Here is a 23,979-nt window from a genome sequence, read left to right on the forward strand (position 1 = left end):
ACGCGCTGCACTCTCAAGAGTCGATCGGTCGCGCAGCTGCCTCGAAGACGGGCACCATCTCGGGGGTGAGGTTCACGGTCTTCAACTCGTAGAACGACTCGACCGCTTCGGGGCCGGTGTCGCGGCCGACGCCGGAGTCCTTCACGCCACCGAAGGGCGCTTCGTGGTTGTAGGTGAAACTGTTGATGCTGAACGTTCCGGTGTGGACCTCTCGCGCCACCCGTGCGGCAACGGTGGGGTCCTGGGTGAACACCGCACCGTGCAGGCCGTAGACCGAATCGTTGGCGATGGCGATCGCCTCGTCCAACGAGTCGTAGGAGATCACCGAGATCACCGGGCCGAAGATCTCCTCCTGGCTGATCCGCATCTCGTTCGTGGCGCCGGCGAAGACGGTGGGCGAGACGAAGAACCCGCGCGACAACCCCGAGGGTCGACCACCCCCGGTGGCCACCACCGCACCCTCGGATCGACCTGCGTCCACGTACCCTGAGACCGTCTCATACTGCTTGCGCGAGGCCACCGGTCCCATCGTGGTCGAGGTGTCGGCCGGGTCACCCACCACCAACGACTCTGCAGCAGCCACCAAGGCCTGCGTCAACTCGTCGGCACGCCCGCGGGGCACCAGGATGCGGCTGTAGGAGGCGCACACCTGACCAGAGTTCATGAACGACCCCATCCGGATACCGCTCATTGCCAGTTCCACGTCGACGTCCTCGGCGAGCACGGCAGCCGACTTACCGCCCAGCTCCAACTGCACCCTTTTGAAGGCGCCACCGGCCACTCGTCCGATCTCTCGGCCGGTCGACGTCGACCCGGTGAAGCTGATCTTCTGCACATCCGGATGGGCCACCAGAGCCCGTCCGATCCCCGGGCCGCTGGTGATCAGGTTGAGCACCCCGGCCGGCACCCCGGCCTCAGTCAGCTCCTCGACGACGAGGTAGGCGTCGAGCGGCGTCTCGAGGGCCGGCTTGTACACCACCGAGCATCCGGTCACCAGGGCCGGGATGATCTTCTGGATCGCCACCGCGAACGGGCCGTTCCACGGGGCGATGGCAGCGACGACCCCGACCGGCTCGCGCAACACCGCTGCCGGGCCGCTTGAGGTCTGGCGGATCTCGGTCGTTGGCAGGTCGGTCGCCACGTCGAGGAAGTAGCGGCCCATTTCGATCGACGAGGACACCTGTCCGGCGGCGTTGCTCGCCGGCAGCCCCATCTGCGTGGTGATGAGGCCGGCCAGCTCGTCGCTGCGGGTGGCCAGCCGGTTCAACGCGTTCGCCAGAATGCGGGCACGCTCGGCGACGGTTCCGCGCCGCCAAGGCCCGTTGCGGAACGCGTTGGCAGCCGACCTGACCGCACGATTGACATCATCAGGACTGGCCTGGGCAACCCGGGCGACGGTCTCCTCGGTCGCCGGGTTGACGATCGACGTTGTCTCGTCAGCTCCGGCCGGCACCCATTCGCCGTCGATGAACAACATTTCACGGTCGGTCAGCATCTGCCACGCCTCCTGGCTAGCGGTTGAAGAAGCCGGCGTCCACGGCCAGCTGGCTGCCGGTGACGTAACGCGCTTCGTCGGAGACGAGGTAGATCATCGCGTTGGTCACGTCGATCGGCTCCACCAGATCGACCGGCATCGGATTCTTGATCATCGGGTCGTTGGCGATCTCGGGGAACTGCTCGGTGTAGGACTTGTGCTCGTTGTTGACGACCATCGGGGTGTTGACTCCGGTGGGGTGCACGACGTTCACCCGGATCATGTCCTGAGTCAGCTTCGAGGCGTAGATGCGCATCAGTCCGACGACCCCGGCCTTGCACGCCGAGTAGGACACCATGCCGGGCAGTCGGTTGATGCCCGCACCGCTGTTGCCCGAGGTCGAGCCGGTGATCACGATGGATCCGCCCTGTCCCTGTTCGAGCAGGTAGGGAAGGGTTGCTTCGATCGAGTGCCAGACACCGGTCAGCAGGACGTCGATGCCGTCGAACCAGGCGCGGTCGTCCGCACCTTCGTTGATCAGCGGCATGATGCCGGCGTTCGCGATCAGCGCGTCGACGCGCCCGAACTCGGCCACGCCGTCGGCCAGGGCGGCCTTGAGCGACTCCCGGTCACGGACGTCGGCCACTCGGGCGACGATCCTGCCACCGGCTGCCTCGACCTGGCGGACGGTCTCGTCGAGATCGTCCTTGGTGGACATCGGGTAGAACACCGTCGGGATCTGCTCGCAGATGTCGATGGCGATGATGGACGCGCCCTCCTTGGCCATTTCGACCGCGTGCGATCGGCCCTGGCCGCGCGCGGCGCCGGTGATGAAGACGACTTTGCCGTCCAGTCTTGCCATGGTGACCTCCATTTGTAAACTACCAGTCGTTTGGTTGATAATATGGCTCGGTCGACGGACCGTCAATGCCTCCGGTGCCAGCGGCCAGCAAGGCCGACGATCAGGAACTGGGAGCCAGTCCGTCGGTCAGGATGCGGCTGGTGCGGCGCAGGATCCGCCATCCGTCGGCAGTCCGCACGTACTCGTCCGCGTAGTCGCCCGTGGTCACACTCGCGTTGGCGTGCACGCACAGGAACTTGACCATCCCGGTGGCGTGGTGCGGGCGCTCATCGAACTCGATGAAGATGTTGGTTCCGTGGTGCATCGGCATCACTGCCTGCTTGAGGTAGGCCACCACGGCCGCCCGACCCACGTGCGCCCCGGATGTGGCCGAGTGGTATTCGCCGTCCTCGGCGTAGACCTCGTCCAGGCGGCCCCACAGGCCACGGTCGATGGCATGGCCGTAGAGGGCGAGCATCTGATTGATCTCGACGATGTCGTTGATTCGCTCCATCGTGTGCGTTCCTTCTGTGCGTTCGAGCCGGGCCGGTCACGGGCCCGATGGTGCTGTTCGGCGGCGCATCGTCCGGACGCCGCCGCACAGGCCTTGGTTCAGCCCTGGTAGCGCACCTTCGGCACACCGCTCACGCCGAGACCGTGGACGGCGAGCAGGCAGCCACCGACCTGACCGTCGCCGGGAGCTGCGACACCCTGGATGCCGGCCTCCATCAGGCTGGTGACGAACATGATGTCCATGTTCGGCCCGCCGAAGGTGGCGTTGGTGACCGAGAGGATCGGCAGCGCGACCGTGCGCTCCAGCTGACCTTCCGGGGAGTAACGGCGCAGTTCTCCGGCGCGGCAGATGGTGATCCAGACACCACCCTCGCTGTCGACGATGATGCCGTCGGGGTCACCCAGACCGTTCGTGCCACGATCCTCCCGCGCCACGAAGGAGGCGAACTCACTGCGGTTCGACACGCTCCCGGTTTCGGGATCCAGATCGTAGGCGTACACGACGTTGGCCCAGCTGTCGCTGACGTAGAGGCGCTTGCCGTCCGGGCTGACACCGGGGCCGTTGGTGATGCCGTAGCCCTCGTCGATCAGCTGGAGCTTCTGGTCGGCGTCGATCCGGTACAGCTTCGCCGGCGGATGGACCTGGCCGCGCAGCGACCGCGAGGCGCCCTCCCAGAACGGGCGGGTGGAGTGCCCGGTGATCAGCCGACCCTTCGAATCGGTGGTCGAGTCGTTGAACAGCAGTGGCGACCCGGCCTCCAGTTCGTCGATCGTCGTCACCTCGTTGGTCTCGAAGTCGAACAACCGGATCCCGGTCCGCTTGGTCGACTCCGACAGACTCGCCATGATGGCCCCACCCTGCTGGCGCAGCACCATCGACGACACGCCCGCGGTGTCGGCGGGCTTCCATAGGTTCAGTTCACGGCCGTCCGGGGTGGTTCGGTAGATGAGGCCGCCCAGGGCATCCGACCAGTACAGCCGCTGCTCCGCGTCGTCCCACCAAGGTGAGGTCCCCATCGTCGTCTTCGCGGGGGTCAGGATTTCAAAGTTGACCACTTCACTACGCCTTCCATCATGCTTGTGCTCGCGGCCGGACGGCTCGAGCCGGGGTATGCCCGCGCCGCTACCGCGGGGTCGGGTCGGTTGGGTGGAACGTCAGCCCACGGTCGAAAGAAAGTCCTTGATGTCGTCGCAGATGCGGTCGACCTCGGCGATCCCCATGTTGTGGTGCAGCGGGAACATCACGTGGCGCTCCAGCACCGCGTCGCAGTTCGGCAGGCCTCCTTCGGGGGCCTTGTACTCCTGGCCGCGCATCATCGGCTGGCGGGTCATGTTGCCCGACCAGATCGTGCGCGCCACGATGTTCCGGCGGTCCATGTGCTCCTGAATGTCGGCCCGGATGAAGGGAGAGCCGGGCACGATCTCGACCGCGAAGCCCATCCAGATGGCGTCCGCACCGTCGAGCACCACCGGCGGGACGAAGTATTTGTCGAAATCGGCGAACCGCTCGACATAGCGGGCGTAGTTCTCCCGGCGGATCTTGTTGAACTCCTCGACGCGGGTCAACTGCACGCGGCCGAAGGCGGCACCGATCTCGGCGGGCTCGAAGTTCCAGCCGATCTCGTCGTAGATCATGTCGTCGTTGTAGACGACTCCGTCCAGATCACCCCGGAAGGAGCGGGTGCGGCCACTGCCATCCCAGAGGAATTCCTCGCTGCGCCAGCCCCAGCGGCGCAGCTTCAGGCCGAGCTTCCACAGTCGCTCGTCATCGGTCAGGATCATGCCGCCGGCACCGGCGCAGGTGATGTGGTGGGCGAGGGCGAAGCTGGTCACGGTGATGTCGGCGCGCTCGGAGGTGGGCCGGCCCCGCAGGACCGGCGCGAAAGCATCGCAGGAGTCCTCGATGGTGAGGACGCCGTGCTCGGAGGCCAGCGCCTGGATGCGGTCCCAGTCCGGCATGCTGCCCACCAGGTTGGGGACCATGATGGCCTTGGTGGCGGGGGTGATCGCTTCGGCCAGCCTGTCGACGTCCACGTTGTAGGTGTTGGGTTCGACGTCGACGAACGAGGGCACCAGACGCGCGTGGATGAGCGCGGAGATGTCGGTGGAGAAGGTCAGCGCGGGAGTGATGATCTCCGAACCGTCCTCGAAGTCGAGCAGGTCCAGGGCCAGGTCGATGGCCGACGACCCGGAGTTCACCATCAGGCCGTGTGCCTTGCCGAACCTCGCGGCACACTCCCGCTCGAACTGCAGGACGTTCTGGCCCAGGCGCATGTTCTGCGAGTTCGCGAAGCCGCTCTCCAGCACGTCGACGACGGCTTTGATCTCCTCTTGATCGTAGTAGCAATCGGCGAAGTCGATCTTGCGTTGATTTGACACGGGTGCTCCTCTAAACGGTGATCCGTCCGGTTGCCCTGTCGGGCGTTGACGGAGGGGTTGTGGTGGGGCCGCGCGGCCGGTCAGATGACCGACCCAGCGCTGGTGTGGATTGCCTGGGCGGTGATCTGGCGACTGCCCGGGAGGCACAGGAAGACCACCACGAAAGCGACATCCTCCGGCGTCGAGATCCGGCCGAAGAAGTTGGCCAGCGGACCTTCGGTCATCGCCTGGTTGCCGAGGCCGCTGCTCACGACCCGATCGGTCGCGGTCAGCCCGGGGACCACGGCGTTGACGTTGATGTCGTGCTTGCCCAGCTCGGCCGCCGCGATCTTGGTGAACTGCACGACACCGGCCTTCAATGAGCCGTACGCCGGTTTTACCCCGGCGGCACGATAGGCCGAGCTGGACGAGATGTTGACGATCTTTCCGCCGCCACCACGTTCGATGCGATGACTGCCGAACAGTCCGGTGAGAATCGCCGGAGTGCGCAGGTGGATCGCGTACATCGCGTCCCACACCGCGGTGTCGACGCCCAGGACGGTGTCGTTCGGGTTCAGGAACCCGGCAGCGTTGACCAGGATGTCGACATCACCCAGCGCCAGGACGTCCGCGAAGGCGGCGTTCAGGGCGGCTTCATCGGTGACGTCGAGTTGGTGCGTCGACGCGCCGTCCCCGATCGCCGCGGCCGTCGACGCCAAGGCATCCCCGTCACGATCCCACAGCGCCACCGCGGCGCCGGCCTCGGCCAGCGCGGTTGCCACCGCTCGACCGATGCCGTTGCCCGCCCCGGTGACCACCGCGCGCTTGCCCCTCAGGGGGTTGTTCCAGGCTGAGCTCATGTCGTCACCCCACCGTTGACCGACAGGGTTGCGTTGGTGACATACATGGCCTCGTCACTGGCGAGGTAGACACTGGCCCAGGCCACGTCGTCCGGCGTCCCCGGATAGGGCAGCCGGGAAACCCGGTCACCCACCTGGGTGCGTGCCACGTGGTCCTTGTCCTCAAGGATTTTGGTGAGCCGCTCGGTGGCGATCATGCCGCAGTTGATGGCATTGACGCGCAGGCCGGTCTCGACGTACTTGGAGTACAGCGACCTGGTGAGGGGCTCGACCGCACCCTTGCTCAGGCAGTAGGCGGTGAAGTTCGGGCCACCGAGGTAGGTGACCACCGACGAGATGTTCGTGATGGACGCCCGCTCCGCCGCCAGCAGGTGTGGCAAGGAGTACTTGCACATCCACACCAGCCCGAAGTAGTTGAGGGCGACCGCCTGCTCGAGGCTTTCGTTCTCCACGTCGGCAACCGTCTTGTCACCGATCGCCATCGGATTCACCGACGCGTTGTTGACCAGCGTGGTCAGCTGTCCGTACTCGGCGATCGTCGACTCCACCAGCCGAACGACATCCTGCTCCGTGGTCAGGTCGGCCTCGACGAAGATCGCCTTGCCGCCACTGTCGGCGATGGCCGCCAGGGCGCTGTCGGCATCCTTGGAATCCTCACCGGTGATCACGACCGAAGCACCTTGTTGCGCGAACCGCAGACCGATCGTACGCCCGATCCCTCGCGTCGACCCGGTGATCAGGGCAACCTTGCCCTGAAGCCTCCCTTGGCCCCCCACACTCATCAACTCCGCCTCTCATCGCTCCACCATGAACAACGTCGAGCAGTCCAACACTGTAAAACTGCCAATCGGTTGGTTGGTAACATACTCAGCCTGGGCATGGGCGTCAAGGGTTATCCGGCACACTCGCCCAACGGTCGGCAACCTGCTGACGCACTGCGACACCGGCCGCGTCGGCACCTCTTGACTGCGCGTGGGACAATGCTACGGTTCACCCTATACCAACCAGTCGATTGGCTGAATTGCTCGGTGCGGCCGAAATCGCTCCTCAGCCTGGGAAGGATTGCGAACATGTCCACTCCGAAGCCCGTCGTTCGAGGCATCGACCACATCGGCATCACCGTGCCCGACATCGAGACCGCGACCGAGTTCTTCGCCACGGCGCTGGACGCCTCGGTGCTCTACGACCCCTTACCCAAACAGCCCGAGGGCGCGGACGACCGGTTCGCCAAGGTCGACCTGTCGACCCGTCTGGGCGTACATCCGACCGCTCGGATCCGGGGCATCCGGATGCTTCGATTGGGCGAGAGCGCGACCCTCGAACTCTTCGAGTACTCGGTCGAAGACCAGACCTCACCGATCCGGCCGGACGGTCTCGGCTTCCAGCACATCGGCATCTACGTCGACGACATCGACGCCATCGGCGAGCGCGTCGAAGCGGCCGGCGGTGAGCTGATGACCGGCCCCAACCTGATGAAGGGCCCCGAGGAGGGCGCGGGCAACGCGACCTGGTACATGCGCACACCGTGGGGCAGCACGATCGAGCTGGTCTCCTTCCCCAGCCCGAAACCGATCGAGGCCGATCACGAGGTGAAGCGCTGGCATCCGCCGGCCTGCCACGGTCACTGACACCGGCGCCCGGCCCCACCGGGTGTTTGTGGACGGCCCGACGCACATGGTCAGGCCACCCAGCATGACAGAAGGGGGTGCGCGCCGGTTGGCGCGCGCCCCCTTCAGCATTCGTCACTACCTCAGCGACCGGCGTTGCCCGGCTGCGGAAGTCCCGGGCGAGGCCAGGGCAACGAGAAGAGGCTGGTGTGCGTGGTGACATAGAGGGTCTGCAGATCGGCCCCACCGAAGCACACGTTCGTGCACGAGTCGCCCACCGCCAGGTATTCGACCAACCGGCCGTCCGGGGACACCAGCAGCAGACCGCCGTCGAGCACCGCCACGACAATCACCCCCGATGCCTCGACCGCCATCGAGTCGAGGCGGTAGGGAGTCGCCGCGATGATGCGGCGCGCACGCTCGGCACGGCCCGACGCATCCACCCCGAAAGCCACAACCCGGCCGGTCATCGTCTCCGACACATAGACGGTCTGTCCGTCCGGAGCCACGCCGACACCGTTCGGCGTCAGTGCCCAACCCGGTTCGAATTCGACCTCGCCACCGTCCCCCTTGATGTGCACCAGGCCACCGGTGTCGATCTCGTAGGGGCGCCGCTTACCGAAGTCGGTCGCCCAGAACCCGCCCCGCCGGTCGGACACGATGTCGTTCAGCCCCCGAAGCCACGGCTGTGATTCCGGACCGTGGAGTCGCTCCACCTCGCCGGTGTCGGGGTTGACCCGATCGATCCACCCGCCCCGGTAGTCCGTCGGCGCCCACGAGGGCTCGCGGGTGTCCGGATCGCCGTCAGGACGTCCTTCCATGGCCGCCCAGTCGAAGCCACCGTTGTTGACGACGTACAGCAACCCGTCCAGGCCCAGCGCGGCACCGTTCGGTCCACCGCCGAGGTCTGCGATCTCGCCCAGCCCTGCCGTTTCGCTCCACCGCCGCAGCCGACCGCTCTTGATCTCGACGAAGGCGAGCGAGCCGTCCGGCAGGACGGTCGGTCCCTCGGCCAGCGCCAACCCGTCGAGGATGTTGCGGCGCCCTCGGCGCACTGCGTCCTGATCGAGCAATTCCATGACTTTCCTCTTTCGTCCTCGTTCTCTCCGCGGCAGCGCTGGTCGCCCTCCGCAACAGTTGAGTCGGCGCCGAGTCGAAGCCAGGCCCAGGACCGAAGCCCCCACGTCACAGTGAACCTCGCCCCACTGCCGTCCGCGTGGGCGTCGCATCGAGAGACCTTGCCTGAAGTGAGACACGATGGAGAGTTGGGTCGCCTGTTTGGCAGCAGGGCGGTCGGGCGCTGCGCCGGTCAGAACCGGCATATCGGCTCGGCGATGCCCTGGAACGGCACGTCCACCGCGAACACCGCGCCGTCCAGCGGGTCGGGAGTTCCGATGTACTGGGGGTCGCCCAGCGAGGTGATATACAGCCGGCCCAGGTTCGGGCCGCCGAAGGCCACCATGGTGGGCATCCGGATCGGCAAATCGATCACCATGTCGAGCACGCCGTCACGGTCGAAGCGGACCACGGTGCCGTTCTCGGGCCCGGTGATCAACGCCAGCCAGTACCCGCCCTGGGTGTCCACCGCAGCGCCGTCCGGCTTGCCCAGGGTGTCGGGAACGGTCGCGAACAGGGACTCCGGACCGAGTGTGCCGGTCGTGTCGTCGTAGTCGCTGACGTAGATCTCCCGGCGCAAGGTCTCGGCCCGAAACATCCGGGTGCGGTCGGCGGAGAAGGCGGTGCCGTTGGCGGTGACGAGCCCGTCGATGACCGCGGTGGCCACGCCGTGGTCGTAGCGGTACATGGTGCCGAGTCCGCGCCCGGTCACCGGATCGGTGGTGAAGGAGGTGGAGTAGGAGCCCACCCACAACCGCCCGGCCGGATCGGTGCGACCGTCGTTGAACTTCAGGTCGGACGACGGGTCGTAGGGCACGCCCACCACCCGCTCGATCGCCCCAGTGGCGGTCGTCAGTCGGTACACCCCGTCCTCACACGCCGCGATCAGAGTGCCGTCACCACCCAGCGCGACGCACCCGGGCGCCGACGGCAGGTCCCACCGTTCGGACACCGTGGTGTCGACGTCCAGGCGGTGGATGCACGAACGGGTTGCGTCGATCAGGTAGAGGCACTGCTCCTCACTGCTCCAGACCGGGCTCTCCCCGAGCATGGTGCGCAGGTCACCACCCACCACCTGGATGCCGAAGGAACTCACTGTTCGTGCGCCTCGATCCGCTGCCAGCGCAGCAGGTGCTTCTCGACGAACTCGGCGATCAGGTAGAGGCCGGTGGCCAGGATCGTCAGCACGAACAACACCGCGAAGAGTCCGTCGGGTCGGAAGGTGTTGCCGAACCGGACAATGTCCTGACCCATGCCGACCCGGGAGGCGATCATTTCGCTGGCCACCACGCCGAGCAGCGCGTAGGTGAGCGCCAACCGGATGCCGGCGAACAGCGCCGGCACGCTGGTGGGGAGCAGCACCTTGAAGAGATAGGACGCACCGCGAAGACCGGTCACCCTCGCCATCGTCGCGATATCGGCATCGATGTTCTTCACCGCCGCGCGGCAGCTGACCAGCAGGACGAAGAAGACGATGGACACCGCCAGTGCAACCTTCGCCGTCATGGTGAGACCGAACCAGATGATGAACAACGGGGCAAGGGCGATACGCGGGATGCTGTTGAGCGGGGCGATCAGGATGCCGAAGACTTTGTCCAGGAACGGCGACAGGCCGAGCAGGTAGCCGGCCAGCGCCCCGGTCACGGTGCCGATGACGAAGGCGATCAGCATGGCCGTCATGGTCGCCAACAGCGATTTGACCATCTGTCCGGAGTGGTAGTACTTACCCAGCGCCACGCCGATCTCCGACGGCTTGCTGGTGAACATCGGGTCGACCCATCCGCGGTTCGCGAACAGTTCCCAGGCCCCGAGCAACACCGCGATCAACAGCACGCGGCAAACGAGGATGACCCAGCGGTTCGTCGAGAAGACGCGCCAGCGCTTCCGGAACTTCTCACCTTTGGTGAGGACCGGCGCGACGGGCACGGGGGTTGCGGTTTGCGCGCTCATCAGGCGACCTCTTCTTCCTTGTCCTTGGTCAGGGCCCCGGAGCCCATGGCCCCTTCCAACTCGTGGAAGAAGGAGTGGTGGAGCTCTCGGAACTGGTCGGTGAACAGGATGTCGCCCAGGTCGTCCGCGCGCGGCCGCGGCAGGGGGATCACGTGGTCGCCCGCGATCCGGCCCGGGCTCGGCAGCATCACGATGACCCGGTCGGCGAGCAGGATCGCCTCGGACAGGTCGTGGGTCACGAACACCACCGTCTTGCGGGTATCACCGTCGGAGAAGCCGTCCCGCTCCCAGATCGACAGGAACTCCCGCTGCAGGACCAGCTTCGTCCGCGCGTCCAGCGCTGCGAACGGTTCATCCATCAACAGCACGTTGGGATCGGGGGCCAGGGTTCGCGCGATCGCCGCACGCTGCCGCATGCCCTGGGACAACTCTCCGGGCAACGCATGGTAGTACGACGACAGACCGACGAGATCCAACATCTCCTGGGCTCGCCTGCGCCGGCCGCCACGGCTCCACCCGGGACGCACCTCCATCCCCAGTTCGACGTTGCGCACCACCTTGCGCCAAGGCAGGAGCGCATGCCGGGCAAACATGTAGCCCACGTCGAAGTTCGGGCACTGGGCGTGACTTTCCCCCAACGTGATCGTGCCCGTCGAGGGCGGGAGCAGGCCCGCGATCATGTTCAGCAGGGTGGTTTTGCCGCAGCCACTGGCCCCGACCAGGGCGACGAACTGCCCCTGGGGAATCGTCAGGTCGACGGTGTCGAGGGCCAGACGATCGGCGCGCGACTTGCCCTTTCCGGTCGCAAAGGATCGGGTGACCCCGCGGACTTCGATGTGTCCGCGTCCGCGACCGGCACTGCGGGCATCGACGGGTTGTCGGGAATCGGTGGAGCTGCGAGACGAGGTGATGAGGGACATGACAACTCTTTCGAACTTGGTGTGGCCCCCATCAAACGACCGAGGGCGGTTCACGGGACGCTTCGGCGGTCAGCCGAGCCGGTGGACGACGTCGTCGTAGGTGAGCTTTGAGGTGAGCACCTTCGCGTCGTAGAGGGCGGTGAGCGAGTTGTTCACCGGATCGGGGGTGATCTCGGTCGAGAACAAGGTGAGGTAGTGCAGCGCCGACTCAACGGCCGCGGGGTCGTTGACCAAGCCGTACTCATCGAAGAGCATCTTCTTGATCTGGTCGGCGTTGGCCGGGTCCTTCACCGCGTCGTACGTCCCCTGCATGGCATCGCAGAAGGCCTTGGCCGTGTCCGGGTTGTGCTCCAGCCAGCTGATCTTGGCCGCGTAGCCGCCTCCGTTGACGTCAAAGGGCGGTACATCGTCGGCCAGGACGGAGACGAGGTCGATGGTTCCCTTGGCTCGCTCGTTCTGCATGGAGAACGCGTTGATGACGGTCAGATCCACTTGACCCTGATTGAGCGAGGCGACCGCCGCGTCCTGACTGACCGGGATGAAGGTGATGTCTCCCTCGGCCAGACCTGCCAGGGACGCGGCAGCCTCGAAGCTGAGGTGAGGGCCGGAACCGAGCCCCGGCACGCCCACGCTCTTGCCCTTCAGGCTCCGGATCGCCTCTTGCCAGGTCGCGAAGCCCCGGAACGGCTTCGCGCTCTCCCCTCCTGACTTGGCAACCAGGTAGGTCGTGGAGGTGGGCAGGTTGCCGCAGAACATCACCAGGTCGTGCCCCGCCTCCTTGGCGGACGCGACGGTGGTCAGTCCGCCGTACATGACATCCACCGAGCCCGACAGAACCGCCGAGACGGCCGCGGCCGAGTCCCCGACGCTGACCACCTCGAGGTCGAGACCGTGGTCCACGAAGACCCCGTGCTCCTGGCCGTAGACAACGGGTAACTGGGCCGCGATGCCGGGGGCGGCGGATCCGAGGCTGATGTGCGTCCGCCCGCCGTCTTTCCCGGATTCCGAGGCCGTGCCACAGCCGGCGAGGACGGCCAACGCGACGACCCCGGCCGCCAGTGCCGCGCCCACTTTCTTTCCACGGCGGCGAGAACGACCGCCTCCCAGCCATTTCGCCATCATCGGCAATCACCCTTGAATCCGATTTCCAACCAACCGATTGGCTGGCTTGCGGACGATCCTAAGTTGCCGGGCGGCCGCCGTCAACCCCTGCCCCGCACCCACCGAGACCGCTCTCCAGGCGGCTCAGACCGACCCACACACCACCAGTCGACCGGTTGGGAACCGCCAATCGGTATTTGGCAGCAAAGGAGCCTCGTGCCCGAACGAATCGGACGCGAAGGCCACTGGGGTTCGGAAATCAGTCGAGCGGACGGACCACGTCGTCGTGGGTGTCAACCAATCGGTCGGCTGATTGGCGGAAATCCCAAGCTCGCCAGAGAGCTGCGTCAACGATCAACCGAGGCCATCGTCAGCGCACCCGCGCGATGTGTCGTTCCTCTTGGTTGAAGTCAGCCGGCATAGGCCGGCTGGGCAGTGCCGGAGACACCGAGGCCGTCGATTGCGAGCAGGCATCCACCGAGGGGGCCGTCGGGACGGTACGGCACCGGGATCTCGGGATCGGCCATGGTGGTGACCACCAAGGACTCGAGGTTCGGCCCGGCGAAGGCCATGCTCGTCGCGTTGCGCACCGGCAGTGGGACACGACGATCCAGCGAGCCGTCGGGCGCGTAGCGGCGCAACTCACCGTCGTAGGTCGCCATCACCCAGAGGAAGCCGTCCGCGTCCAAGGTGGCGCCATCCGGAGTGGCCAACCCGCTCCCGCCCTTGTCATCGCGAAACGAGACGAACTCGCGGGACCCGGTGATGTCGTGGGCGTCGGAGTCATAAGCCAGCGCATACACCACGTCGGCCCAACTGTCGTTGTAGTAGATCGTGTGGTCGTCCGCGCTGATCGCTTGGCCGTTGGCGATCCCCAGCCCCTGCCACATCCGATGCAGAGCACGCTGCTCGTCCAGCTGAAACACACATCCCTGCGGGGCAACGCACCCTCGCAGGGCCTGCGTGGCCGGATTGAACAACCCGGGCACGGACGTCCCGACGATCAGCCGCCCCCGGGAATCGACCGTGACGTCATTGAACAGCGTGTCGGTGTCGTCCGGCAGTTCGTGGAGCGTGTCGAAGCCCCCGCTCTCGGGATCGAACACGTGCAGGCCCCGGAACGACGCACAGACCAGGCCCCCGGAGGCCCGCCGAGCGATCCCGATGAGGGGTGCGGGAGGTCGCCAGACGCTCAGTCGCTCTCCACTCAAATCGGTACGAAACAGATGTCCGGACATCGGATCGAGCCAATAGGCCCGCTCGGTCACCGGATCCCACAGCGGCGCCTCACCGAGCACCGCGACGGACGGCGTCAGCTGACGGACTCTCAACACGGGAGGGTTCACTGCTACCAGCCGCGTTCGGCCAGCCGGTGCGGCTGGGGGATCTCGTCGACGTTGATGCCGACCATGGCCTCACCCAACCCGCGCGAGGCCTCCGCGATCACCTTCGGATCGTCATGGAACGTGGTCGCCGCTACGATCGCCGCGGCGCGCTTGGCCGGATCACCGGACTTGAAGATCCCCGACCCCACGAACACCCCCTCGGCACCCAACTGCATCATCATCGCCGCATCGGCCGGCGTCGCGATCCCACCCGCGGTGAACAACACCACCGGCAACTTCCCCGTCGCCGCGACCTCCGCGACCAGGTCGTACGGCGCCTGCAACTCCTTCGCCGCCACGTACAACTCATCGGGTGCCATCGATGTCAACCGGTGGATTTCTCCACGAATCGACCGCATGTGCGTCGTCGCGTTCGACACATCCCCGGTACCGGCCTCACCCTTGGACCGGATCATCGCCGCCCCCTCGGTGATCCGCCGCAGCGCCTCACCCAGGTTCGTCGCCCCGCACACGAACGGTACGGTATACGCCCACTTGTCGATGTGGTTGGCGTAATCGGCCGGGGTCAACACCTCCGACTCGTCGATGTAGTCCACCCCGAGGCTTTCCAGCACCTGCGCCTCGACGAAGTGCCCGATGCGCGCCTTGGCCATCACCGGGATCGACACCGACTCGATGATGCTGGCGATCATGTCCGGATCACTCATCCGCGACACCCCGCCCTGGGCACGGATGTCGGCCGGAACCCGCTCCAACGCCATCACCGCGACCGCGCCTGCGTCCTCGGCGATCTTCGCCTGCTCGGCGGTCACCACGTCCATGATGACCCCGCCCTTCAACATGTCCGCCATCCCGCGCTTCACCCGCGACGTACCCGTCGTGACTTTCTCATTGTCGCTCAATTTCGTCATGAGGTCGGGTGCCACCGTCTCGTACACAGAATCCCCTTTCCGGGAGTTCGACAGAACGCCATCCGGAGAAGCCGAGATGACGAGCGGCTATACTACCAGTCGGTTGGTTGTCTACTTTGATCACCGGACACGCCGACGCGTTGAATTCCCTGGTGCACACCCCTTGCGTTACAATGCTTCAACCGACTGATTGGTTGGGTGTCGCAGGGGTTTCCCTTTGTGCGTCCGGCCACCAAATCACACGTAGGACACAAGCGAAGGCAGGCACGACCATGGCTGCAGGCAGCATGCGATCGGCCCCGGTGGTCACGAGCGACACCGCCGGGCAGCACGGGCAGCGCCGACGACAGGAACTGATCAGGCTCTCGGTGAAACTGTTCGCCAAGAAGGGCTACCAAGCTGCCTCTCTGCAGGACATTGCCGACGCCTTCGGCATCCTGAAGGGCAGCCTGTTCCACTACATCCGCAGCAAGGACGACCTGCTGTACGAGATCATCCAGATCAACTTCGCCGAAGCGCAGGAACGCATCTGGAAGATCGCCGAGGAGGAGGCCCCCGCTGCCGACCGGTTGGCCAGGGTCATCGGCGCCTACGTCCGCTTCGTCTCCGACCGGCAGGACTGGGTGACCGTCTGGCTCAACAACGCCGACTTCTTGAGCAAACCGCGCCGCGATGAGGTGCGCCAAACCGAGCACCGCTACCGCGACACCGTGCGGCGTTTGGTGGAGGGTGCGCAGGCGGAGGGAGCCCTGCCAGACACTCTGGACCCGGACGTCACCACCATGACCCTGCTGGGTTCGCTGAACTGGGTCCACCGCTGGTACCGCAAGGGCACGCTGTCCCCGGATGACATTGCCGAACGCATCACCGCCGTCTACCTGCGCGGCTGACTCGCGCAGCATTCGGCGACACCGGCCACCGGCACCCACGTGGCCCCGGCCCGCCTCGGCGGACCGGGGCCACGCCGTCTCATCGAGTCAGGATGACCGAGGAGCCATGCCCGAACAGGCCCTGGTTCGCGGTGATTCCCACCCTTGCCCCTTCCACCTGCCGGCCTTCGGCCTGACCTCGAAGCTGCCAGGTCAGTTCGCAGACCTGCGCCAAGGCCTGCGCCGGTACCGCTTCACCGAAGCAGGCGAGACCGCCGGACGGGTTGATCGGGATGCGTCCGCCGATCGTGGTCTCACCGTCGCGCAGGAGTTGCTCCGCCTCACCGGGCCCGCACAACCGTAGATCCTCCATCCAGTCCAGCTCCAGCGCCGTCGAGAGGTCGTACACCTCGGCGACGGAGACATCGGCGGGGTCGACGCCCGCCTCCTCGTAGGCTGCTCGGCCGATGGACGCCTTGAACGTGAGCTCGGGTGCCGACACGGCATTGGCGGCGTCGGTGGCGATGTTCGGCATGTCCAGGACGGTGTTGGGGAAGGTCGGCGTGACCGTCGACAACCCGCTGACCCGAACCGGATGATCGGCACCCATCCGCTTCGCGAACTCCGCGGAGGCCACAACGACGGCAGCCGCGCCGTCCGAGGTGGCACAGATGTCCAGCAGGTGCAAGGGGTCGCAGACCACCGGACTGGCCAGCACGTCCTCGATCGTCACACTGGAGCGGTAGCGGGCGTTCGGGTTTGTGAGCCCGTGGGCGGCGTTCTTCACCTTGACCCGGGCGAAGTCCTCCACAGTGGCGCCATAAAGGTCCATCCGCCGGCGTGCGTAGAAGGCGAAGTAGGCAGGGTTGGTGGCCCCGAACAACCGGAACCGGAGCCAGTCCGGATCATCCCAGCGCTCGCCCGCATTCGGCGCGAGGAATCCCTTGGGCGTGGTGTCGGCTCCTACCACCAGAGCCACCTCGCTCAGCCCTGCCAGGATCCGGGTGCGCGCAACCTCGAGCGCCTGGGCACCGGTGGCGCACGCTGCGTAGGCGGTCGCGACCCGGGCGCCGTTCCACCCCAAGGCCTGGGCGAAGGTGGAGCCCGCGACGTAACCGGCATAACCGTTGCGAACGGTCTCACCGCCCACGACGAAGTCGATCTGGCTCCAGGCGACTCCCGCGTCCGCGAGGGCGGCGCGCGCGGCGTGCAGACCGTACTCGGCGAAGTTCCTGCCCCACTTGCCCCACGGGTGCATGCCCACACCGAGGACGGCGATGTCGTTGGGGTTCACTGGTTGTCTCCGTTCGTCGCAGTGCTGGAGGACACCGGCCTCCAGCGCCAGATGGTTCGGTCGCCGGAGTCGTCCACGTACAAGGTCTCGATGACCAGTTCGACCTCGGCGCCCACGGCCAGGTCGACCACGCCGTAGCCTTCGGCGACCTGCCCGAGCACCACCAGCCCCTCGGCCAGTTCGACGGCCGCGATCGCGAAGGGCTCGTACGGATCCCGGGCCGGCACGTACGGCGCCGGCGGCTGGTACTGCGCATCGGTGTAGGACCAGACCCGACCTCTGCGCGACAACGTGACGGGAGCGAACGACGTGCCTTCGCATTGGGGGTTTCGACAGAAGCTCAATCCGGACGGGAAGAACACGGTGCCGCAGGCGTCACACGAGGACCCGATGAGTCCCGGCTCCGGATCCTGCGTGAACCAGCCTTCGATTACAGGTGTACCCACATTTCCTCCTGGGCTCGGCTTGGCCGTCGCAGGTCACGACGTCCGGCCACGAAACCGCAGCATAGAACATTTTGCCCAACCAGTCGATTGGTTTGTGTGATAGCCTTCTCTCCATGTCGCTCCCCGATCTTTCCTGGCTGTCGCTATGGCTTGATGAGGCCGGCGTCCCGGGGTCCGGGGTGTCGTCCCCCGAACTCCTCGGCGGCGGAACCCAGAACACCATCGTTTCCTTCCACCGCGGCGGACGCCGACTGATTTTCCGGGCGCCGCCCGCGGCGTCGTCGTACGGCGTCAAGGCCATCGGACGCGAGGACCGGGTCCTGCGGGCCCTGGCGGCCACAAATGTCCCGCACCCGGCCTGGGTCGCGTCCTGCACCGAACACGAACCTTTCGGTGTGCCCTTCATCGTCATGGCCGCCGTCGACGGCACGACCCCCGCCAGCGAACTCCCGCCGGCCTACCTGCAGCCGGGGTGGGCCCACGCTTTTGCGCTGTCCATGGTGGACGCGGCCGCATCGATCGGAAGCGTCGACGTCGAGGCCGTCGGGCTCGGCTCGTTCGGACGACCCGAGGGCTTCCTCAGTCGCCAGGTCGACCGCTGGGCCGGTCAACTGGACTCCTACCGCAGCTCACCGGGATACGACCCTGCGGAGCTGGGCGATGTCGCCGCCGTGGCGGCCTGGATCGGCGCCCACCTGCCCACAACGGCCAGTCCCGGCCTGATGCACGGAGACTTCCATCTCGCGAACGTCATCTGCTCCCCCACCGAGCCCCGAGTGGCGGCCGTGATCGACTGGGAGCTGTCCACTGTCGGCGATCCGCTGGTCGACCTCGGGTGGCTCCTGGCTACCTGGTCGATCCAGGACCGGGGCCGGCCGGGCACGGTGGGCACCAAGCCCTGGGTCGATCCGCCGGCCGAGGAGGAACTGGTTGCCCGGTACGCGGAATCGAGTGGGCGCGCCGTCGACGACGTGCTCTGGTACAAAGTCCTCGCGTGCTACAAGCTCGCCGTCATCCTGGACGGCACACACGCCCGCGCCCTGACCGGGCAGGCAGCTGTCGCCGTCGGTGACCGCCTGCATGCCAATGCGCAAGGCCTCATCGCGCGAGCGACCCGCTGGCTCAATGAAGCCTGACCCCTGACTGACACGGCCGGCCGTCGCGATGACGGCCGGCCGATCCGGTTCCGGTGGCGGTCGAGACCTACAACGCCATCAGGACGCGCGCCACTCCCGCCGGATTCGACAGGTGCGGCGCGTGGCCCTCGTCGAGACCGATCACCTCACCGCCCACCTTCTCGGTGCGACGCGCAACCGCGTCGAACCGAATGGCCGGATCACGCCGCCCCAACACCGACACGAACCGGATGGGCGGCCACACGGTCAGGGGAAAAGCTTCGGCGAAACTCCCGGTCGGCTGTGTCCGCGCGCTCTCGACCTGCACCGCGTAGACGTCGTCGGGGACATCGGCGAAAAGGACGTGCCGCGCCGCGGGACCAAAGGCGACGCCGCCTTCCTCGGTGTCTGAAGCCAGGCTCATCAGCAGTTCCCTGTCGATCTGCTCCTCGAAGGCCGCGTTCAGTGACCGGTCGAGGAAGGGAACGGTTCCGGCCAGGTTCACGACAGCCCGCGTTGGCCGTTCGGCCCCGACCAGCACGGCTGCCGCGGATCCGACGCCTGACCACCCGACCACGACCACGTCATCGTTGGTGTCGATCGGCTCCATTTCATTCAGGACGCGGTCGCGATAGTCGAGCAGCGTCGCTGTCGGATCAACCCCGAGGTCGGGCACCGCAACCGTGTGACCGTGGTTCTCGAGCTGTCGCCGAACACCGTCCCAGCACCACGGGCCACTACCGCCACCGTGGATGAGTACGAATCCAGTCATCAAGTTCCTGCCTTTCCCTTTCACAACCATTCGATTGGTTCTGCAACGGCAAGGCGACCCTGACCGTCTCCCCGAGCGTCACTCGACTACCTGAACGACGTCGTCGAAGGTCAGGTTCGACTCCAGCAGGTCACCACGGCGTCCTATGACTCCCGCATGGCGTTGCAGAACCCATGCGCGTCGGCGTTGACATCGAGCCGGCTGCGCCTGGCCCGCATACCCGCCACCGTTGACCCGGAATGCCGAGATGTCCTCGGGCAGCAGCGAGACGAGCTTCCGGGATGCCACGCGGGCTGTCCCCAGCCCCCACGTGGTCGATGTTGCTGGGGTGGTCAGCCCTGCTGGGCCACCCAGGCCTTCAACGCGTTGCGGTGGTGCTTGCCGAACTCGGTGCGCGGCAGTGCGTCCATGAACAGCACCCGGTCGGGCAGGGTCTCCTTCGGCTGTCCCCGCTCGGACAGGTAGCTGCGCACCTCCTCGATCGTCGGCCGCTGCGAGCTGACCATAACCACCACCGCAAGCTCACCCAGGCGTTGATCCGGAGCGCTGACCACCGCCACCTCCTCGGCGCCGGGCATCTCGGTCAGGGTGGTCGCCATCTCGATGGGGTCGATCTGAATCCCGCCGCGGCGGATGATCTCCTTCATCCGACCCGACCAACGGATGTTCCCGTCGGCGGCGCTGTACACGAGCAGGTCGCCGGTCTTGTAGTAGCCGTCGCGGGTCAGCGCCGCGGCGGTGACCTCGGGCTGCCCGAGGTAGCCAAGGAAGGACGACGGGCCACGGCACTCGTATTCCCCCACCTGCCCGGCCGGCAGCACGTTCCCGTCGCCGTCCACGATGCGGAAGTCGATGCCGTCGAACGGCACGCCGTCCTTCGTGTGCCGGATCGCCTCGGGGTCGTCGATCCGCGAAATGGCGTGCCCCATGCACTCCGACAGGCCGTACACGCGCAGGACGGGGATGCCGTACCGCTCCTCGGTCTCGCGATACAGGCTGTCGTCCCCGGCGTGGGAGGTCATCAGCCGCATCGAGGCCAGTTGCGCCTCGGCGCCGGCGGGGAGCCGGACCAGGTCGAACAGGTGGGTGCCGACGGTGATGCAGAACGTCCCACCGAACTCCTGGATCAGTTCGGCGACCGCCTGCACCTTCCATCGGGTCGGGATGACCGATGCGCCGTACAGCAGGGGCATGTACACCTCGAACAGCGACCCACTCGCGTGCCCGTACGGACCGAACGCCACGTGCACATCATCGGCGGAATACCCGGTCGCCTTGGCAAAGTGCCGGGCCGAGTAGATCAGCGTCTGCTCGTTGTGCATCACGCTCTTGGGAACGCCGGTGGTCCCGCCGGTGGACAGGACCAGGCAAGGACGGCCTGGGTCCCAGGCTCGCTGGTCGATGCCGGCACCGGTATCACTCAACGCTTCCAGGGTCGGGTCCTCGCCGCCGCCGCCGCCGTCTCCACCTTGGATGATGAACGAATCGGCACCCACGCGGTCGCGCAACTGCTGCGCCGGTCCCGTCCAGGCTTCCTGCGCCAGCAGGCGGCTCTGGACGATGACGACGCGAGCATGGACCCGGTCGGCAATGGTCAGCACGAGATCCGGCGATACCCGGCTCGACAGCGGAGCCACCGCCACTCCGGCGATGGATGCCGCCACGGCCAGCACGATGCCCTGCCAGGAGTTGTCCTGGACCGCGAGGACGAACTCCCCCGGGGCGACCCCGCGATCCACCAGATGCCCGGCGAGACGGCGGGCCTTGGCCCACAGGTCCGCGTAGGTGATGGGCGTGCCGCTCGCGACGTGCACCGCAACCCGTTCCGGGGTGGTCTCGGCCCAGTGCTTGACCACTTCGGCCAGGGTCGTGTCCTCCCGCAGGCCGCGGGCGCGGTAGTCGTCCTGGAGGGCCTGGGGCAGGAGCGGATGGGCTGACATGGTGCCGGAACGGGAAATCATGGTCACGGGAACTCCCTCGGTGCGTGATTGGTCAGTAGGCATGCAGGGCACCGTTGACGCTGATGGTCTGGCCGCTCACGTAGCCGGCCTCGTCGGTGCACAGGAAGTCGATGGTGTGCGCGACGTCCTCGACGGTCGCGAAGCGGCCCGCGGGGATCCGTTTGCGCAGCTTCTCAACCTGGTCCGGGTGGTGCTGGCGCCACTCGTCGAGCAGCACGGTTTCGATCGGGCTCGGGCTCACCGCATTGACGGTCACCCCGGCGCGCGCCACCTCCTTGGCGAAAGAGCGCATGAAGCCCATCGCGCCGCCTTTCACGGCACCATAGGCCGACTCGTTGCGCGAGCCGGCCCGGCCGGCGTCGGAGGTGACGATCACCACTCGCCCCCAGCCGTTGTCGACCATGCCGGGCACCAGGGCATGGGAGATCTGCAGCACCGCGCGAAGGTCGACGGCCCACAGTTCGTCCCATTTCTCCGGGGTGCTCTCGAGGAACGGCTGGTAGGAGGGGATCCCCGCCGCGTGCACCAGCACGTCGACGTTACCGTCCGCCTTGACCCGCTCCACCATGGCGGAGATCGCTGACGCGTCACGCAGGTCGGCGGCGTAGGCCCGGGCCCCGGGCAGACCCTCGGCGGCCGCCTCGGCGCTCTCCCTGGTCCGGCCGCACACGGCCACGTCGAGTCCGCGCGCCGCCAGCAACTTCGCGACCTCGCGTCCCACGCCGCCGGCCGCGCCGGTGACGACTGCTCTTCTGGTCATTCTTCTCCCTGTTCTTGTATCAGGCTGACGCTGGGCGGCAGCGGTTCCCACTTGGGGCTGCGACGCGCTTGTCGCGCCTCGAGGCCCTCGCGCGCGTCGCGTCCTTCACCGGCAACGCGGCTGACGATCTGGTCCAGCAGGATCATCGAGTCGAGGTCGGAGGTGAGCCCGCGGTTGACCGCCAGCTTCCCGAACATCAGCATGGTTGGGCTCTTGTCGACGAACTTGGCGCAGTACTCGACGACGGTCGGCCCGAGTTCGACGGGTGGGCAGTGCGCATTCACCACGCCGGCCTCCGTCGCTTCGACACCGCTCCACAGTTGCCCGCTCAGGATGTGCTCCTTGGCTCGGCGCACCCCGATCAGGCGGGCCAGCCGGTAGGTGCTGCCGCCCCCGGGGTACAGGCCGTTGCGGATGTGGAAGTCGCCGATCCGGGCATCGTCGGCGGCCACCGCGAAGTCGCAGGCGAGCATGAACTCGAAGCCACCGCCGACCACCCAACCGTGCACGGCCGCCACGGTCACCTTCCGGGTGCCCTCCAGGGCATGGAAGAACCGGGAACTGGTGGCCGAGAGGGTCTGCCAGTCGCCGTGGTCACCCAGCATGTCCGGGTCGCCCCCGACACAGAAGGAGTCACCCCGGCCGCGAAAGATGATCACCCGGACGTCCGGGTCGTTGTCGGCCCGCTGGATTGCGCGCTCGATGCCCCGCAACATGTCCATGTGGTATGCGTTGCGCGACTCGGGGCGATTCAGCCATATGGTGGCGCGGGCCCCATCGGTCGAGGTCTCGTACTCGACCGAGTCATTGACGGGACGTGCGGACATCATCTCCTCCAAACAACCAACCGGTTGGCTGGTAACACTAGCAGTGACCACTTACGTGGTCAATGACCGGTCGAACCGGACGCCTTCTCGATCCCAGCGGCGACGATGGTCGACAGCGCAGCGACCCCGCGCCGGGCAGCACTGCCACCACCCTCGGCATCGATCCGCGGACCGAGCAGCTCCAGCTCGTAGGGGCCGCGGAAACCCGAGGTCTCGAGGTGGCACACCAGTTCGGTGATCGGGATGTCCCCCTCGCCGGGGACCACGCGGTCGGGGACACAGTAGCTGCCGATGACGTAGTCGCCGACCTGCGTCAGGGCGGCCCGATCGCCCAGGGACGCCAGGCTGGCGGTCAGGGCGCGTTCGGCCCACGTATTGGCCACGTCGTAGATCACCCCGAGCCCCACCTGTTCGGCCACGTACCGCGCGTCGGCCAGCGTGTGGACGAACCCGACGTCCGCGCGCAGGTTCGACGTCGGTTCGATGCTCAGCCGGACGTCCCGGTCCTCGGCGTAGGCGACCACAGGGGTCACGATCTCGGCGAACGCATCGAACAATTGCTCCCACGTCGCACCCCCCGCGGCACCGGTCGCGAACTGGACGATCCCTGCCCCCACCAGCACCGCGCGGTCGATCGACATCGTGAGCTCGCTGCGCGTCCGAGCGAAGGACTCCGGGTCGCGAAGGTGCAACCGGGCTGCCGAGATCATGCTGCTCACGGTCAACCGGCGCTCTCGGACGGAGGTTGTCGCGTCCTGCCAGCCTGCCTGCACCAGCTTGTCCTCGATGAGCCCGACCTGGGTGATCGACAATTCGTCCCACAAGGCCAACTCGTCGGCGAAGGTCATCGACATCGTCGAGACCTGGTGCAGGGACACACGGGGATGAACCATGACTGCCTTTCGGGGTCGGCGGCCGGGCCGCACGGGGCTTTCGTA

General features: G+C 66.7%; 24 protein-coding genes and 1 pseudogene. 3 read left to right on the forward strand and 22 right to left on the reverse strand.

Annotation, left to right across the window (positions count from 1 at the left end; translation table 11 throughout):
• Positions 1 to 13: 13 nt before the first annotated feature.
• From G531_RS0105265 to G531_RS0105295, 7 genes are all read right to left on the reverse strand, one after another.
• Positions 14 to 1,495 (reverse strand): aldehyde dehydrogenase, encoded by a 1,482-nt coding sequence (locus G531_RS0105265; protein WP_026926444.1) that lies wholly within the window; start codon positions 1,493 to 1,495, stop codon positions 14 to 16.
• Positions 1,496 to 1,511: 16 nt separating this feature from the next.
• On the reverse strand, positions 1,512 to 2,336 hold the full coding sequence (locus G531_RS0105270; protein WP_026926445.1) for a mycofactocin-coupled SDR family oxidoreductase: 825 nt from the start codon (positions 2,334 to 2,336) through the stop codon (positions 1,512 to 1,514).
• A 100-nt stretch (positions 2,337 to 2,436) separates the two neighbouring features.
• Positions 2,437 to 2,829: a nuclear transport factor 2 family protein gene (locus G531_RS24395; protein ID WP_051215083.1), complete on the reverse strand. Its 393-nt coding sequence runs from the start codon at positions 2,827 to 2,829 to the stop codon at positions 2,437 to 2,439.
• Between the two features lie 98 nt (positions 2,830 to 2,927).
• Entirely contained in the window at positions 2,928 to 3,884 is a 957-nt protein-coding gene (locus G531_RS0105280) for an SMP-30/gluconolactonase/LRE family protein (RefSeq protein ID WP_026926446.1), read from the reverse strand.
• 99 nt (positions 3,885 to 3,983) lie between these two features.
• Positions 3,984 to 5,207 carry a DegT/DnrJ/EryC1/StrS family aminotransferase gene (locus G531_RS0105285; protein WP_026926447.1) on the reverse strand — a complete coding sequence of 408 codons (1,224 nt, stop codon included), beginning with the start codon at positions 5,205 to 5,207 and terminating at the stop codon, positions 3,984 to 3,986.
• 80 nt (positions 5,208 to 5,287) lie between these two features.
• Positions 5,288 to 6,046: an SDR family NAD(P)-dependent oxidoreductase gene (locus tag G531_RS20620; protein ID WP_081683839.1), complete on the reverse strand. Its 759-nt coding sequence runs from the start codon at positions 6,044 to 6,046 to the stop codon at positions 5,288 to 5,290.
• Positions 6,043 to 6,828 (reverse strand): SDR family NAD(P)-dependent oxidoreductase, encoded by a 786-nt coding sequence (locus tag G531_RS0105295; RefSeq protein ID WP_035757639.1) that lies wholly within the window; start codon positions 6,826 to 6,828, stop codon positions 6,043 to 6,045. The genes G531_RS20620 and G531_RS0105295 overlap by 4 nt, the downstream gene beginning before the upstream one ends.
• A gap of 288 nt (positions 6,829 to 7,116) precedes the next feature.
• Between G531_RS0105295 and G531_RS0105300 the strand changes: the two genes are divergently transcribed.
• Entirely contained in the window at positions 7,117 to 7,674 is a 558-nt protein-coding gene (locus tag G531_RS0105300; RefSeq protein ID WP_026926449.1) for a VOC family protein, read from the forward strand.
• Positions 7,675 to 7,796: 122 nt separating this feature from the next.
• On the opposite strand, the gene G531_RS0105305 is transcribed toward G531_RS0105300, so the two are convergent.
• The 7 genes from G531_RS0105305 to pdxS form a co-directional block, all read right to left on the reverse strand.
• Positions 7,797 to 8,732: an SMP-30/gluconolactonase/LRE family protein gene (locus tag G531_RS0105305; RefSeq protein ID WP_051215085.1), complete on the reverse strand. Its 936-nt coding sequence runs from the start codon at positions 8,730 to 8,732 to the stop codon at positions 7,797 to 7,799.
• 230 nt (positions 8,733 to 8,962) lie between these two features.
• The gene (locus G531_RS20625) at positions 8,963 to 9,865 is read right to left on the reverse strand and encodes an SMP-30/gluconolactonase/LRE family protein (RefSeq protein WP_051215086.1); all 903 of its coding nucleotides are present in this window, start codon (positions 9,863 to 9,865) and stop codon (positions 8,963 to 8,965) included.
• The gene (locus G531_RS20630) at positions 9,862 to 10,719 is read right to left on the reverse strand and encodes an ABC transporter permease (RefSeq protein WP_051215087.1); all 858 of its coding nucleotides are present in this window, start codon (positions 10,717 to 10,719) and stop codon (positions 9,862 to 9,864) included. The genes G531_RS20625 and G531_RS20630 overlap by 4 nt, the downstream gene beginning before the upstream one ends.
• Positions 10,719 to 11,639 (reverse strand): ABC transporter ATP-binding protein, encoded by a 921-nt coding sequence (locus G531_RS20635; RefSeq protein ID WP_051215088.1) that lies wholly within the window; start codon positions 11,637 to 11,639, stop codon positions 10,719 to 10,721. The genes G531_RS20630 and G531_RS20635 overlap by 1 nt, the downstream gene beginning before the upstream one ends.
• A gap of 69 nt (positions 11,640 to 11,708) precedes the next feature.
• Positions 11,709 to 12,758: an ABC transporter substrate-binding protein gene (locus tag G531_RS0105325; protein ID WP_162143145.1), complete on the reverse strand. Its 1,050-nt coding sequence runs from the start codon at positions 12,756 to 12,758 to the stop codon at positions 11,709 to 11,711.
• A 392-nt stretch (positions 12,759 to 13,150) separates the two neighbouring features.
• Positions 13,151 to 14,071: an SMP-30/gluconolactonase/LRE family protein gene (locus G531_RS0105330; protein WP_162143146.1), complete on the reverse strand. Its 921-nt coding sequence runs from the start codon at positions 14,069 to 14,071 to the stop codon at positions 13,151 to 13,153.
• A gap of 17 nt (positions 14,072 to 14,088) precedes the next feature.
• A complete protein-coding gene (gene pdxS, locus G531_RS0105335; RefSeq protein ID WP_081683860.1) occupies positions 14,089 to 14,997 on the reverse strand; it encodes a pyridoxal 5'-phosphate synthase lyase subunit PdxS in 909 nt (302 codons plus the stop codon).
• Positions 14,998 to 15,269: 272 nt separating this feature from the next.
• On the opposite strand from pdxS, the gene G531_RS0105340 reads away from it, so the two are divergent.
• The gene (locus G531_RS0105340) at positions 15,270 to 15,887 is read left to right on the forward strand and encodes a TetR/AcrR family transcriptional regulator (RefSeq protein WP_162143147.1); all 618 of its coding nucleotides are present in this window, start codon (positions 15,270 to 15,272) and stop codon (positions 15,885 to 15,887) included.
• A 79-nt stretch (positions 15,888 to 15,966) separates the two neighbouring features.
• On the opposite strand, the gene G531_RS0105345 is transcribed toward G531_RS0105340, so the two are convergent.
• The 3 genes and pseudogenes from G531_RS0105345 to G531_RS27080 form a co-directional block, all read right to left on the reverse strand.
• Entirely contained in the window at positions 15,967 to 17,160 is a 1,194-nt protein-coding gene (locus G531_RS0105345; RefSeq protein WP_026926455.1) for a lipid-transfer protein, read from the reverse strand.
• A complete protein-coding gene (locus G531_RS0105350; protein WP_245630477.1) occupies positions 17,157 to 17,450 on the reverse strand; it encodes a Zn-ribbon domain-containing OB-fold protein in 294 nt (97 codons plus the stop codon). The genes G531_RS0105345 and G531_RS0105350 overlap by 4 nt, the downstream gene beginning before the upstream one ends.
• 24 nt (positions 17,451 to 17,474) lie before the next feature.
• Positions 17,475 to 17,606: pseudogene (locus tag G531_RS27080) on the reverse strand (zinc ribbon domain-containing protein); the annotation flags it as partial.
• Between the two features lie 113 nt (positions 17,607 to 17,719).
• Between G531_RS27080 and G531_RS0105355 the strand changes: the two are divergent.
• A complete protein-coding gene (locus tag G531_RS0105355) occupies positions 17,720 to 18,742 on the forward strand; it encodes a phosphotransferase family protein (RefSeq protein WP_026926457.1) in 1,023 nt (340 codons plus the stop codon).
• A gap of 67 nt (positions 18,743 to 18,809) precedes the next feature.
• Here G531_RS0105355 and G531_RS0105360 read toward each other — a convergent pair whose 3' ends face one another.
• The 5 genes from G531_RS0105360 to G531_RS20650 form a co-directional block, all read right to left on the reverse strand.
• Complete coding sequence (locus tag G531_RS0105360; RefSeq protein ID WP_162143148.1) at positions 18,810 to 19,493, reverse strand: alpha/beta fold hydrolase; 684 nt, start codon at positions 19,491 to 19,493, stop codon at positions 18,810 to 18,812.
• A 332-nt stretch (positions 19,494 to 19,825) separates the two neighbouring features.
• On the reverse strand, positions 19,826 to 21,454 hold the full coding sequence (locus G531_RS0105365; RefSeq protein WP_245630476.1) for a class I adenylate-forming enzyme family protein: 1,629 nt from the start codon (positions 21,452 to 21,454) through the stop codon (positions 19,826 to 19,828).
• Between the two features lie 31 nt (positions 21,455 to 21,485).
• On the reverse strand, positions 21,486 to 22,214 hold the full coding sequence (locus G531_RS20640; RefSeq protein WP_035757658.1) for an SDR family NAD(P)-dependent oxidoreductase: 729 nt from the start codon (positions 22,212 to 22,214) through the stop codon (positions 21,486 to 21,488).
• The gene (locus G531_RS20645) at positions 22,211 to 23,041 is read right to left on the reverse strand and encodes an enoyl-CoA hydratase/isomerase family protein (protein WP_051215091.1); all 831 of its coding nucleotides are present in this window, start codon (positions 23,039 to 23,041) and stop codon (positions 22,211 to 22,213) included. Before G531_RS20645 ends, G531_RS20640 begins: the two co-directional genes overlap by 4 nt.
• Before the next feature lie 59 nt (positions 23,042 to 23,100).
• The gene (locus G531_RS20650; RefSeq protein WP_081683847.1) at positions 23,101 to 23,934 is read right to left on the reverse strand and encodes a sugar phosphate isomerase/epimerase family protein; all 834 of its coding nucleotides are present in this window, start codon (positions 23,932 to 23,934) and stop codon (positions 23,101 to 23,103) included.
• Between the last annotated feature and the right edge of the window lie 45 nt (positions 23,935 to 23,979).

The sequence above is a fragment of the Granulicoccus phenolivorans DSM 17626 = NBRC 107789 = JCM 15570 genome (assembly GCF_000423085.1).
Lineage (GTDB): Bacteria > Actinomycetota > Actinomycetes > Propionibacteriales > Propionibacteriaceae > Granulicoccus > Granulicoccus phenolivorans.